7 protein-coding genes and 1 pseudogene are annotated in these 13,323 nt (G+C 66.4%); 4 read left to right on the top strand and 4 right to left on the bottom strand.

Going from position 1 to position 13,323, the window contains the following annotated elements; translation table 11 throughout:
* Positions 1–2: 2 nt before the first annotated feature.
* Positions 3–359 (bottom strand): hypothetical protein, encoded by a 357-nt coding sequence (locus BEK98_RS28360; RefSeq protein ID WP_094219525.1) that lies wholly within the window; start codon positions 357–359, stop codon positions 3–5.
* Positions 360–618: 259 nt separating this feature from the next.
* Between BEK98_RS28360 and BEK98_RS28365 the strand changes: the two genes are divergently transcribed.
* Positions 619–1,436 (top strand): IS5 family transposase gene (locus BEK98_RS28365; protein WP_094219526.1). Its coding sequence is split into 2 segments (ribosomal slippage): positions 619–967 and positions 967–1,436, totalling 819 coding nucleotides; the frame shifts between segments, so codons are not numbered across the junction.
* 21 nt (positions 1,437–1,457) lie between these two features.
* Here BEK98_RS28365 and BEK98_RS28370 read toward each other — a convergent pair.
* Positions 1,458–1,896 (bottom strand): annotated as a pseudogene (locus tag BEK98_RS28370) (transposase); the annotation flags it as partial.
* Positions 1,897–2,247: 351 nt separating this feature from the next.
* Here BEK98_RS28370 and BEK98_RS28375 point away from each other — a divergent pair.
* The 3 genes from BEK98_RS28375 (at position 2,248) to BEK98_RS28385 (ending at position 9,935) form a co-directional block, all read left to right on the top strand.
* Entirely contained in the window at positions 2,248–3,192 is a 945-nt protein-coding gene (locus BEK98_RS28375; RefSeq protein WP_094219527.1) for a S1 family serine peptidase, read from the top strand.
* Positions 3,193–3,282: 90 nt separating this feature from the next.
* Positions 3,283–5,988, top strand: coding sequence for a hypothetical protein (locus BEK98_RS28380; protein WP_244202030.1), 2,706 nt, complete (start codon positions 3,283–3,285; stop codon positions 5,986–5,988).
* Positions 5,985–9,935 carry a hypothetical protein gene (locus BEK98_RS28385; RefSeq protein ID WP_244202031.1) on the top strand — a complete coding sequence of 1,317 codons (3,951 nt, stop codon included), beginning with the start codon at positions 5,985–5,987 and terminating at the stop codon, positions 9,933–9,935. The genes BEK98_RS28380 and BEK98_RS28385 overlap by 4 nt, the downstream gene beginning before the upstream one ends.
* Positions 9,936–9,951: 16 nt before the next feature.
* Here the strand turns inward: BEK98_RS28385 and BEK98_RS28390 are convergent, their stop codons facing one another.
* Together BEK98_RS28390 and BEK98_RS28395 are read right to left on the bottom strand one after the other, a co-directional pair.
* Positions 9,952–10,797, bottom strand: a complete 846-nt coding sequence (locus BEK98_RS28390; protein ID WP_167444279.1) for a S8 family serine peptidase — start codon at positions 10,795–10,797, stop codon at positions 9,952–9,954.
* A gap of 983 nt (positions 10,798–11,780) precedes the next feature.
* Entirely contained in the window at positions 11,781–12,704 is a 924-nt protein-coding gene (locus BEK98_RS28395; protein ID WP_143684166.1) for a cyanobactin maturation protease PatG family protein, read from the bottom strand.
* Between the last annotated feature and the right edge of the window lie 619 nt (positions 12,705–13,323).

Raw genomic sequence — 13,323 nt, forward strand, 5'->3', positions numbered from 1 at the left:
TGTTACGCGGCTTCCTCTTCGACGATGCCGCGCTCGGCCATGACCTTGCGGACGAGCTCCTCGCCGGCGGCCTGCAGCTGCGCTGAGGCCTCCGGCGAGCCGCCGTCGGCGAGGACGATCACGCCGGGAAGGGTCGGGTTCGGTGCGATGATGGTGATGCCGGCGGGCTCGGTGCTCACCACCATGATCGCGTCCTTGACCGGGACCCAGTTCGCCTGGTCCTTCACCGCTTCCAGGATCTCGGTCTGCTTGGCCTGGAAGGCGTCGCGCTCGCCCATCCAGACGCCGGCCTTCTGCTTGGAGTCGACGACGTCGGCGTAGAGCAGGTGGTCATTCTTGTTCCGACGAGGAGTCGGCATGCTCTCTCCCTTCGAATGCTCTGTTTCTCTCGACGATCGTTGTTGCTGAGTGCAGAGTCCGGGAGGACTGTGCGGCGAGTAGCTTTCCGCACAATGCGCATCGGGAACATTCCACGGGTGATATCACCGCAGCGATGTGGACTCGACTGCCGCCCCACTTGGAACTTGGAGGGTGCTGCGGCCCCACGGCAGATGACACTGCCTGCAGAGCAGCAGACTAAGACCGTGTCCTACGTGGTGAGGGTTCGTTGAGCCATGTATGGGGCGGGGTACCTGGAGTTGGATTGTTCCGGACGGGCTGTGGGAGATCGCGAAGCCGCTGATCCCACCGTCGAAGGTGCGGCCGCAGGGCGGCGGAACGCAGGACACACCTGATGAGACGCTGTTCGCGGCAATCATCTACGTGCTAGTCAGCGGCTGCGCCTGGCGGGCTCTGCCGCCTTGCTTCGGCATATCGAAGTCGACCGCCCACCGCCGGTTCCTGATCTGGTCGAGAGCCGGCGTCTGGGGGCGGCTGCCCGAAGCCGTGCTGCACCGGCTCGACGACGCCGGTCTCATCGACGTCACCCGCGTCGTCCTGGACACCGCGCACGTCCGCGCTAAAAAAGGGGCGAACTCACAGGCCCGAGCCCCGTGGACCGGGGCAAGCCGGGTTCCAAGATGCACGTCCTGTCGGACGCGAACGGACTGCCCCTCCTCGTCGGCGTCTCGGCCGGCAACGCCCACGACAGCGAAGGGCTGAAGCCCATGGTCGAGGGTCACCAAACGAGACACGACCCCCACCGCGGTCGCCACTTCAAGCCCCAGCGCCTCCACGCGGACAAAGCCTACGACCGAGCTGACCTGCGCAAATGGTTACGTGGCAAACGCATCGGAGTACGGATCGCACGCAAAGGCATCGAGTCCAGCGAACGATTGGGCCGCCGCCGCTGGATCATCGAGCGGACGATGTCCTGGCTGTCCGGCTACCGACGTCTGAGCCCCCGCTACGAACGCGATCCCCGCAACTACCTGGCCTTTCTCGGCCTCGCCGCCGCCATCTGCTGCTACAAACGACTGGTCCGCCTCACCACGTAGGACACGGTCTAAAACGTCATTTCACTTGGCCAGGCGGCGGTGGCATGAGCGTCGCGGCAATGGCGGTGAAGGCGAGGAAGTGTTCCGGCTTGCGTTCGTGGCGCCGGTGCAGACGGCGGCAGCCGGACCAACCAGGACACGGTCTGTTCTACGACCTAGCGCTGCTGGCCCAAGTGCCGGGGAGACTCAATCCCCTTGCGGGCGAGGAGAGGCCGGATGCCGGGGAAGGCGAGCCATCGGTGCAGGTAGCGGTAGTCGTAGCCCTTGTCGCCGTGCAGTTTGCCTGGCCGTCGGCGTCGTGGGCCGCGACGGGAGCGTACGGGCGGGATGCCGCGGACCAGCGGGATGAGGGCTTGGTTGTCGTCGAGGTGGCAGCCGAAATACCGATCGACAGGGGCAGGCTCTGGTGGTCGACGCTGAGGGCCCGAACGCTGACGGAGTCGATCGCGCACCGTGACCAGTACTGACGGGTCGATACGCGTCCACATCGACTACGTCAAACCCGAGGCCACCAAGGGCCGTCAGGTTGCGGACACCGAGTGGCGGCGCGACCCTGAAAGGGAAGTGCGCGCGGTCCGGTGCACCCGAGGCTGTCGGCCCCAGCGGCGCGTCGCGCCCCGCATTGCAGTACCTGCGTGCAGAGCCAGAAGCAATCTCCTTCCTCGTGGGGGTACTCACCGGCGGGGTGGACGCCGAAGTCCGATCGCCAGATCACACCGCCATCATCAGTATCGCCTCTCCTTTTACCGCTGATCATGTCCCGCATGGGCGGAGTCAAACGACTCCTTCAGCCTGGATAGGAGAGAATCACATGCTCCCGGAGCGGCCGATTCCGGCTCCCTCGGATGCCATTGAGGCGTCAATCGAGCTACGGAACCACCTGAATGCACGTGAGGCCGGAAAGTACACGACCGGCGTGGGGTTGAAGCAGGCAGGCGGGGAGTTCACCACACAAATCGCCCTCTTCGTCTACGTCCCCCAGAAGCGACCTCCCAAGGACGTCCTGGAAGGTGAGCTTGTCCCGCCGGAGTTCGGAGGCTACGTCACGGACGTCGTCGAGGCCCGGCCGACGCTCATCGATGACACCGCGAGGTACGACCCTCTGCGCGGCGGCATTGAGATGTCACGTGAACGCCTTATCCAGGACGGCATCTTCGCGCCGCCGACGGGCACGCTGGGAGCACTCGTCACTAGCCGCGTGAACGGCGGCGACGCACAGATACTCACTTGTGCCCATGTGGTGCAGCAGACCGACATCGACGTCTACCAGCCTGGTCTGGGGTCCATATCACCAACGACCGACATCGTCGGTACCGTTTCGGCTCTGCGCCGCGAGTTCAATCCGCTGTTCCTCGACTGCGCCGTCATTGATCTCAACGGGTCCCGCAGCGGGAAGGCGACTATCGAGGACATCGGTGCGGTGCAGGGTGCTGTAGTCGACGTGCCCTCGATAGGTGAAGTCGTCAAGAAGCGCGGCAAGCGGACCCTGGTGACCTATGGCTTCGTGGTCAGGCTGATCTCGTCGCCGTTCGTGCCAGCCTACGATCAGATGGAAATCAGTGGTGCGGTGCCTTTCGTGACCTTGTTCGCAGGTGGGGGGGACTCGGGATCGGTGGTCCTGAATTCCAGCAACCAGGTTCTCGGGCTTCTCTTCGCAATTCCCAGAGAGGACCTGGGCCCCGGCCTGGGCAGCGGTGGCCTCGCTATGCCAATTTTCGACGTGCAGGAGGCACTTCAGGTCGACATCGCCACGTAGTACCGCGGCGGACTACCGAATCACGTTGGAAGCCCCGAGGAGTTGTCACTGATGTGCGCGGCAGGATCCGTACCCCTGGACTCCGTCACCGTGACGCTGCTGCGCCGCGACGACATGGCGGTTATGACCTTTCGTTTCGCCAATGTGTCCCGTGTGGACACCGCGGCCGGGCAGGTGCTGAAGGCCACCGACGCCACGAGGCCGGCGTTGCTTTTCGTCTCGCTCCCGCCGCAGGCGCTGCTCGAACAGACCACGGTTCCGGGGGACGCGTCATTGAAGAGGGCCGCGCTGTCTGCGGGGAGCGGGATTGTTTTCCGTCTGCCTGACGGGGCGATGATTCCGTACACGCCGGCGGGCCTGCTGGACTGGACGCGGTTGCAGAACGTTGCGGAGCAGACCTCTCTGGAGTGCGTGTGGGGACTGACCTTCACGCCAGCGCCCGACCCCCTGACGTGGTCGCATGCTGCAGAGCCGGTGACCGGGCCCGGCGGTGTGACAGGGCTGTGGCACACACGTCTGACTGGGGCGCCTCAGCTGCGGTTGCAGCCCGCCGGCCCTGCCCGCCCGACTCAGCCCGTTGACGGACCGCTGACGCTGGTAGAGCGGCAGCAGATCAAGGACGCCATGGGGCGCAAGCCCCTATCGGCGAAGTCCATGGCCCTGAGTGCGCTGGGGGCTAGCGTCGACCTCACCGGGGACTGGGCTGGGACGCCCGGCGCCACGGTGCCTTTCTACCACCACAGATCGGTGACGGGCCGAGACAGCTCGGTCCATGTGGTCCTGCGCGGCTTTCTGCTCCCGTTCTGCCTCCCAGTCCAAGTGACCTCGCACACCGAACGGCGCTTGGACTCTGGTCTAGTCAAGGTCAGCCAGTTGATCGTGATGGGGCCGGTGATGGACTACTTGGGGGTGACGGGCTGCCCGAACGGAGGCAGGAGCTTCCCCTTCGCCCGGGTCCGGCTGTGCGGCCCGACGGAGATGCAGGTCAGCACCACCGCCGAGCCGCTCCAGTTCGGGTGCTGGCTGCGTGCGGCCCCGGGCAGCCCCCGGATCAAATTCACCTTCGCCGCCGAGGACGTGCGACAACGCCCTGTCTCGTTCACCAGTGAGCTCGCCTTTGTACCGGGTGGCCTCACCGCACCCCAGCTGCGCATGACCCTTGACGCGTACGACCAGCAGGCCCGCGACGTCATCGTGCCGGCCTCGGGGCGTCTCGAGCTGGTAATCCCGCCGGCCAGCACCGACACCAGCGTGGATGTGACGGGGCTGAGCTTTGGGGCCGAGCCGGCAGCCGGCGACCCGGCGGTGCTGGAAGCCGCGGGCCGGCTCCCCGCTTGGCCTCGTCTGACCGGCCTGACGGCCCGCCTGCCAGCGCTGGATGCGCTGGCCTCACGCAGCGCCGCCGCGCCCACCGGGTCTCCAGCGGGGGCAACCGACCCGGCTCGGCTGACCCTGGACGCCAACTACCTGGCAAACGGACTGAACACGGCCAGCAAGGTCTACGCCGCGGTGCAGCCGCCGGTCGGCGTCGCACCGCCGGTGACCTCTTCGGGCGGCATCGCGGCGCTCGCCCAGAAGGTGTCCGGTCTCTCGGACGCCACAGGGCTCGTGAGCGGCGATCTGGCGAAGTTCAAGAGCGGCACCTTTGATCCCGACTCCTACTTTCCGCCTCCAGAGTCCGGACTACCGACCAAGCTGCTGGGGTTTCTGGATCTCCGGAAGGTCGTGCAGGGGGTGCAGCCGATGTCCACCAGTGACGGCGACACCGTCCCCCGCATCGTCACCGTGCCCGTTCCTCAGGGTGTGCAGAGCGGTCTCGTCTGGCGCCCCAAGGTGCCACGCAACACCGACCTCTGCAATGGCCTGCTGCACACAGGTGGCGGAGCAGCCCTGGAGCTGCACAACACCATCCTGGCTCCCCTGGACGGCTCCCAGCCGCAGGTGGACAGCCGAGGCGAACTGCGCGACTTCACCCTGAATTTTCTGAACCGCCTGCTGACCGTACGTTTCGAGCGGCTTGCGTTCTCCTCCAGGCCCGGCGCGGGCCCGAGCCTGGATGCGAAGGTCGCGGAGGTGCACTTTGGCGGCGATCTGCATTTTCTGGAACGGCTGCGCGACTACCTGCCCTCACCGGCCAGCGGCCCTAAGGTCAATGTGGCCGCCGACGGCATCGAAGTGGGCTACGTACTGGCCGTGCCTTCGATCGGGGCTGGCGTCTTCCTGCTACAGAACCTGATGGTCGCGACGACCGTGACGCTGCCTTTCAACGGCGACGCGGTGAAGGCGCGGTTCACGGTCTCGTCACGCGACCACCCGTTCCTGGTCACCGTCTCGTTGTTCGGTGGTGGTGGCTTCTTCGCGCTCGCCGTGCAGTCCGACCGGCCCGAACGGTTCGAGCTGGAGGCCCAACTGGAGTTCGGCGCGGCAGCCTCTCTCAACCTGGGGGTGGCCAGCGGCTCGGTGTGTGTAACCGCAGGCATCTACATCAAAATGAAGGGCAGCCAGGCCCATCTCGAAGGGTTTTTGCGGGCGGTCGGGGAACTGGAGGTCCTCGGCATCATCAGCATCTCCGTCGAGTTCTACCTCGGGCTCAGCTACGACACGAATACCAAGGTGGTCCACGGCCACGCAGAAATCATCGTACGGGTGCGGGTCGCCTTCTTCACCAAGTCGGTGTCGCTCCAGGTGGACCGGGACTTCGGCGGCGGCAGCGACCCCACCTTCGCCGATGCCTTTCCGACGCCTGAGCCATGGCAGCGGCGTTGTGCCGCCTTCGCGCCCATGGAGGGGACATGACTGTCAAGTACACCATTGTCTGGACACTGCTGCCGGATCCCGCAGTCCCGCCCAGCGCCGACGGCACCCTCCATCTGACGCTGGTACTGAGCCCGCGGCTGACCACCACGGACGGCAGCCCCCCGGGTACCGCGGTTCACCCACTTTCGTCCTACCCGCTGATCGCGGCGCTGCCGACCCTGTCGTACCAGGTGTTTGTCGTGTACCACCAAGCCGGCGGCCACCAGCAGAAGGCCGCTGTCTTCAACGACGGGGCACTCGACACCGACCTGTGGAACCACCTGTTCCCCAGCACCACGCCCGTCAACTCTTTCCATTTCAATGAAGCGCTGGCCCCCGCCCCGATCCGGTCCTACCCAGCCCATCTGGTCGAACGGTCGCTGAGCGAGCAGTACAGTCGACTGTTTGGCGCTGAAGGCGGCGACGGTGCGGAACATGTCCGCGCGGTCGTTCCGTGGCGGCTCTCCACGACGGAGGCGACAGAGCGATGGCAAGCGGTCGACCACTTGGTGGACACTATCGCGCCCCCCGATGACCCTGATTCCGTCCGCGCCCTGTCGGACCTTCTGCGCCGGCACGGGTCGCTGCCCGACGTCCTGGACGTCGACCCGCACGGCTGGGCCCGGCTGGCAGCGTTCCACAGCCCTCCTGGCCCTGCGGGGCAGGTGCAGGAGCCTGTGGCCGAGGCTCCCGAACGGCCCGGAAATGACTTCCATGCGCTGGTCGCCGCCCTCACCGACCACCCCGATCTCATGGCCCGTACCGGGCTCGTCCGGCGGCTAGCCGTTCCGCCGCCCAGCCCACTGACGGACGGCCCATTGACTCTGCAGGCGTTCGTCACCCACGGTGCGCAGATCGAGGACTTCCGGCCGTGCACCGCCTGCGTCGCCGCGTCCGGCCGGCTGTTCCTCGCCCGGCGGGACGGAAACGCCGCGCTGTTCCTTCCGCTGAACGACACCACCACATACACCGCGACCGACGTCGACGTGGACGCGGGTGGCCTGGCACTCCAGTCGTACGCGCATCTGCTGCGTCGCCGCCCTCGCGATGAACCGCCCCCGGCCGTCCGGCCCCCGGCGCTGCGGTCCGACGGCATCGCGGTGATGGAGGCGAATCGTCAGATCGCCTTCGGGCAGGCACTGCGCACCGCCAAGAACGCCAACGACGATCTCAAGCAGGGGCTGCCCGGCGACGCCACCACCCTGGCGTCCGACACCCTGCAGACCGGCTTCCGCCTGGACGTCTTCGACGAGGGCTCCAACCGCTGGTACCCGTTGTGCCGCAGAACCGGCACCTACACGGTGCGCGGCCTCGCCCACACCATCCCCATCGATGATGAGGGCATCGTCACGGACGTCGTCGGCCAGAACGTCGACGCGGACGGTGACGGCAACACCCTCTCCTTGCACCAGAACGTGTTCCGCTGGAACGGCTGGAGCCCGGTCGTCGCCCCCGACGGCAGGACACTCGACCTCAACGGCAACACCGTGGATCCGGGCGCGTCCCACGACTCAACGCTCCCGTACTCCGTACAACTCGGCGTCCCGGACAACACGCTGCCCTCGCTGCGCTACGGTCGTCGCTACCGCTTCCGCGCCCGCCTCGTCGACCTCGCCGGACGGGCCACCCCCTTCACCCAACAGCCGGTATCCGGTGAGCCCGCGACCCCGACGTTGCGCTACTGCCGTTACGAGCCGATACCGGCACCCATCCTGGTGCCCCGCAAACGCATGACCGAAGGCGAGTCGCCCACCCTGCTGATCGTGCGGACCGACAACGCGAACCCCTCAGCACCGACGCTCGGGCCGCCGTCCGAGCGTCACCTTCTGCCGCCGAAGGCGGCTGTACAGCTCCTGGAACGCCACGGTGTCCTGGACGAGGCTGCCAAGCACCGGCTGGACCCGCAGGTCTACGCCCTGTTGAAGCAGCTCGACGGCGGGGTGGTCCCGCGCACCACTACGGACGACGGCGCCGGTGGTACTCCCTACATGGACGTCGACCGGATGCAGCCTCTATGGGCGCCCGACCCATATTCCCGAGGCATCGCCCTCGACGGATGGCCGATGGCTGCCCTGCGCATGGAGTGGCCGCACGGCACCGCGTGGCACGAGCAGTTCCCGGTACGGCTGACGGTGCGGCCTGGGGCGGCCGGGACAGCACCGCAGGTGACCACGGACGCGGCGGCACGCCTCATACAGGTGACCGTAGCCCCCGGTGCATCCTTCCCGGTCCGGCTGAGCAGTGCGCTCAGCACGGGCGACGAGGAGAACCTCGGCCTGTGGCGCTGGTTCATCAACAACGGCCACACTCCCGCCGAGATCACGGCGGCCCGGGCCGACGCCCTCGCCGGCCGCCTCTCACAGCTGACACCCGCGACGGAGCTGCAGATCCTGCACGCGGTGCGCTGCCCCCTGCAACCCCCGACGTTTAGCCAAGTCGCGGTACTCCGCGACCCCGGTGCCACCTCCTACGTACTGGATGATCCGGCCCTGCAGGTCCACGACCTCACGACCCAGTCCGTACACATCGAGGCCGCGTGGGACGAGTTCGACGACACGGCGCCGTCCGGGCCCATCACCTCCCCGGCGCGCACCGTCCTGCGACAGGACGAACGCGACACCCGCCCGGCCCCGCCGCCAGGCGCGCCCACGCTGGCCGCGGAGCACTTCCGGTCCCGCCATGACCTAGGGGACAACCGCCATCATCGCCTCCGCTACACCCCCGTCGGCACCTCACGGTTCGTGAAGTACTTCGCGCAGCGGCGGACGGTGCACCTTGCCGGCACCACGCCAGTCACGCTGGCAGGCGCATTCGTGCCGGGCACCGTCGTGGTCCGGGCGGCCGTTCCCCCCACCGCGGCGAGCGGTACCCCAGGCGAACCGGGCACCACCTACCTCCTCGACCGGGATGTGCGGGTCGACACCGACCACGGAACCGTCACCCGCATGCCCGGTGGCGCAATCGCCGACAACGCGGCCGTCGACGTCTCCTTCGTCGTACCCCCGGTCACCTCGGCCAGCGCCGCCACCTCGCTCGACGTACCAGCGACGGTCCAGCCGCCTGCACCGGCCGTGGAGTCGGTCGTCCCCGCCTTCAAATGGCAGCTGGACCAGTCGGGCGGGACCCTGGTCAGCACCCGGCACGGTGCCCTGCGCGTCTACCTCAAACGCCCCTGGTACGCCTCGGGCGAGGACGAGCAGCTGGCCGTGATGGTCATGGGCCAGAACGCCACACCGGACGGCCACTCCGCGGAGTGGGCCACGATGTGGGGCCGGGATCCGGTCCGCGGAGCGGGTTCGGCCGAGACCATCGGCTATCCGCGGCCGTCCGACCTCAAAGCCGACGCCATGGTGCAGACCGGCCCCGGGCAGGCGATGGCCTACGACGTGAAGTTCGACGACATCCGCAAACTCTGGTACGCCGACATCCGGTTCACCGCCGACTCGGTGTACGAGCCGTTCGTACGGCTGCGGGTAGCACGTCTTCAGCAACATGCGCTGCTCACTCCGACGGACCTGCGGCTCTCGTCGGTGGTGGACGCCGGATTCGCCAAGATCCCCGCTTTCCGCAGGACATCGATGAGCCGGACCGGAAACTCGGTCACCGTGACGGTAGTGGGTCCGGTGCCGCCTCCCGGAGCCGCTGTACCAGCGGGGGACGTCTCGTCTGAGGTAACCGCCGTGGTTCAAGTGCGCAGCGCGACGGTCGCCGCAGGCGGGGATGCCTTGGCCTGGCTTACGTTGGACACCTCGCCGCCCATGACCCTCAACAACGACGCGGTTGGAGTGATCGGCCGCTGGAAAGGGACGCTCCAGCTGCCACCGGACGCGGTCGCCGCCCACCGTCCTATGCGGCTGCTGGTGCAGGAATTCGAGCGCTACCAGGGGCCGGCCGACAACCAGATCAGCCGTCGGCCGATGTACCTCGACACGCTGCCCATCGCCTGACCCAAAGCGGCCTCTTTCAGGCAAGCAAGTACGGGGAGCCGAGTGTGGCGTACGCCGCCCAGGCGTCGAGGAGCGGAGGAACCACCGAGCGGCGCACCCGGAACGGTGACTGTGCGACGGCCGAGCGCACCACGGTCGCCGACGTTCGCGGGAACCTCGAACACAGCAACGCGATCGTCCCGGTGACGAAGGGCACCGCCGCGCTCGCGCCGGAGAAGCGGGCCGTCGTGCTGCCGTTCGGGGCCGTCCCCGGAACCTTTTCTCCTGGTGCGCGCAGTCCAGAGCGTCCGATTGTCGTAACTAGCGGCAAGCCGCCCAAGGGCGCACCGCCCGCGGAGCAGGCGACGACTGGAAGGACGGCCGGGTGGAGGGTGAGGACGGAACTACCGGACAAACTCGGACCGTCGGCAGCGGCCACGATCGGCACACCGCGGGCAGCGGCCGCATCGAGTGCCGCGCTCAGTCGGCGAAGGCCCGCCGATGCGCCAAGGCTGCCGGCGTGGCGCACTGTCAAGCTCAGGTTGACGACTGTGGCGCCGGCCGCCAAGACCTCGGTCAGGGCGGTAGCCAGTTCCTCCGGCCGCGTGGCGACGGAGCGGCAGGGGGCCGTTCCGAACACGGGCCGCACCAGCAGAGTGCAACCGGGACAGATGCCCGGTGCCGCGCCGGTCCTTCGTGCCCCGAGCAGTCCGGCAACCAGCGTTCCGTGCCGGCAGGCCGTGTCGACATCGGTGCCATGGCATTCGGCATCCGGTAGGCCGAGGAAACGCAATCGGCGTCGATCGAGGCCGAGATAGTCCCGGGAGACGGTGCCATCGATCAGGGCGACGACGACCTCCGGGCGCCCGGAGCCAAGCGCCATCAGCGGAGTCAGTCGCACTAGGTCGTACAGCCGGCTCAGATCATCAGGCGCTGGCGAGTCAGCCGCAAATGCCGTCCGACGTCCACACCGTGTAGGTGTAACTTCCGTCGTATTGTCTGCATTTGGTACGCGTCCAGTGGACTCCGTCGGCGTCACACTTCCCCTCCTCGGTGCAGACTGGCTCATAAGTGCACTTCCTCATGCAGGGTGGCATGCACCGGGCCATGCAGCCTGCCATGTCGCTGGAGTGCCGGCACTGACTCGAGCAGTCGTTGTGACAGATCGGCCTGCACTCCTCAACGGGGGTTATCTGTGCGGGATATACCACCGGCTCCGCGGTGAATCCTGGCAACCTCACTGCGACTCATCCCCTACCCGATCAGATTCATCATTCACAGCAGGATGAAAGTGCACTCACCACAAACAGGGCCTGCCTGCGACTTCCTCCTCCCTTTCCGTTGTCCGCTCGCTGGATCCATCGCATGAGCGCATTCCCGGTCGAAGGAATCGAGCCGTCAGGCGGTGACAGTATTGACACAGATGCCGTCCGACGTCCACGGCGTGGAGGTACCGCCACACTGCGTATCGCATACCGTACGTGTCCAGTGGATGCCGTCGGCGTCACACGTCGTTTCACCCCTGCAATTCACCGGCTTGTCCGCGACCCACGGCGTGTAGGTATGATCGTCGCCATACCGCATATCGCATACCGTGCGCGTCCAGTGGATGCCGTCGGCGTCACACGTCGTTTCGCCCCTGCAATTCACTGGTTTATTCCTGCAATCAAAGGAGCAGCCGGCCCGACACGCCTCATACGACTCCGGGGGTCCAGCAATGCACCTAAGAGCAACACACCGTCTATTGCATTCCTCCTCGGTCAGCGGCCCGAAAATCCAGGGCGGAATAGTGGGATGTGGCAACAGCGACTGTGCGGTAAATCCAGGCATTCTCACAACAACTCATCCCTCAATAAATCTTATTCGTCATACGGGCGAAAGCGGGCTTACAACGAACGGGAACATGTTGTGGACGTCGGCCCGAACGCCGTACTTCGTGGTGAGGAACGTGGCGCGGTCCATATACGTGAAGATGGCGTCCATGACCGTGCGGTTCTCGCTGACATCGGAACGTTGCACTTCGATCGAAGTTAGCGAGGCGTTGTCCGCGTGCTTGCGAAAAGTTTGCTGATAAATGACAGGATAACGGACGGCGAGGTAATTCATCGCGCGATGCTGGGGCATAGCGCCCGTATTGTCGGTCATCCGCAGGACGCGGTCCAGCACTTCTTTTGCGGTTGCCTCGAATCCCTCTTCCGCCACGCTGTCCGGTCGCTGGATGGAGTGCACGAGCTCGTCCCGGTCGAAGGAGTAGAGCTGAGCGAGACGCACGGTCGGCAGGGTCAGCCCGTTGCACGCCTCGGGCGCGGACAGCGGTCCGCGACGGCCGATCACCACGTCGAGGTCCGTCGTCTTGGGGTTGGAACGTATGGCCTCCTCGGCCAGCAGCCCGTAGCTGTGTGAATCGGAGGGTTCAAGGATGTACGTCTCCATTCCCTGGACGTTGAAGACGAAACAGAGCTGGCGCACGAGGTAGCGGTTCTCCGACCGAGTGAGCGTTTCGTACAGTGCCTCCCGGTCGGTCCTGGGCGCGGCGTCGGTACGGCCGATACTCTGGGCGAACTCCCGCTCAACACCGACGTCGGGAAAGCGGAAAGAGATCTGACCAAGCGCGTAGACGTATGGACTCGGTTCGCCGAATGGCGCGTCATAGTCACCGTCGGCCTCTTCGGTAGGACCTGGAGAAGCGCAACGGTGGCACTCCTCGGGCACGACGATTGCTGATTGCCGATCTCCACGGCGCTCTACGGGTCCGATGCCGCCGGCCGGCGCGATTTCTTGGTCGCTCATGATCGGATTCACCTTCGCTGGCCTGGTAATGAAGCACAGGTCACGAGCAGAGAACGCGGCACTCAGCGCCGACTTGGGCGGCCCGAGACGACGATCCATCGATCCAGCCGGCGTGCGCGCTTCTGGCAACCGCTGCACGGGGTGACCCCCAACGCGTGCGTGACACGCTCAGCCAGTTCCCCGAGGCCGATCTCATCGTCTCCGACGAATCCAGGAAGCCGCACTCTGCGAGCGGAACGGCCATGTCCGTCCCGTGCCCGGTCTTCCGACTCCTGGCCCATGCGCCGTCACCTCTCCCCGAATCCATCATCTCCTTCTTACGGTCGGACCGCATCTCATGGAGCGGATTACCGTGGCTGTGGTCGATTACGCGTCACAACAGGCTGCTCCGGGAGTGCCCTAACTGCCTGGGTCTGGCCATGAGCTGCCGCGTTGGTCGACGGCAGCACCGTCGCTCGTGGCCGACCGAGGCCGCCACCGCTTCGGCTTTCAACCACCATCGCTAGTCCCGCAGTGCTGACGCCTGCCATTCGCGACGCCTCAGCGCAGAGTTGCCACTTCAGGTTGCATCGGAGAGACTAATGAGGTAGGCGCGAATCCGCCCGGGTTTCCGGATGTT

The sequence above is a fragment of the Streptomyces diastatochromogenes genome, assembly GCF_002242805.1.
In the GTDB taxonomy this organism is placed as follows: Bacteria; Actinomycetota; Actinomycetes; order Streptomycetales; family Streptomycetaceae; genus Streptomyces; species Streptomyces diastatochromogenes.

Excerpts from the sequence above, each read along its gene's own strand:
- BEK98_RS28360 (WP_094219525.1), bottom strand. The coding sequence starts at position 359 with ATGCCGACTCCTCGTCGGAACAAGAATGACCACCTGCTCTACGCCGAC.
- BEK98_RS28375 (WP_094219527.1), top strand. The coding sequence starts at position 2,248 with ATGCTCCCGGAGCGGCCGATTCCGGCTCCCTCGGATGCCATTGAGGCG.
- BEK98_RS28385 (WP_244202031.1), top strand. The coding sequence starts at position 5,985 with ATGACTGTCAAGTACACCATTGTCTGGACACTGCTGCCGGATCCCGCA.
- BEK98_RS28390 (WP_167444279.1), bottom strand. The coding sequence starts at position 10,797 with ATGGCGCTTGGCTCCGGGCGCCCGGAGGTCGTCGTCGCCCTGATCGAT.
- BEK98_RS28395 (WP_143684166.1), bottom strand. The coding sequence starts at position 12,704 with ATGAGCGACCAAGAAATCGCGCCGGCCGGCGGCATCGGACCCGTAGAG.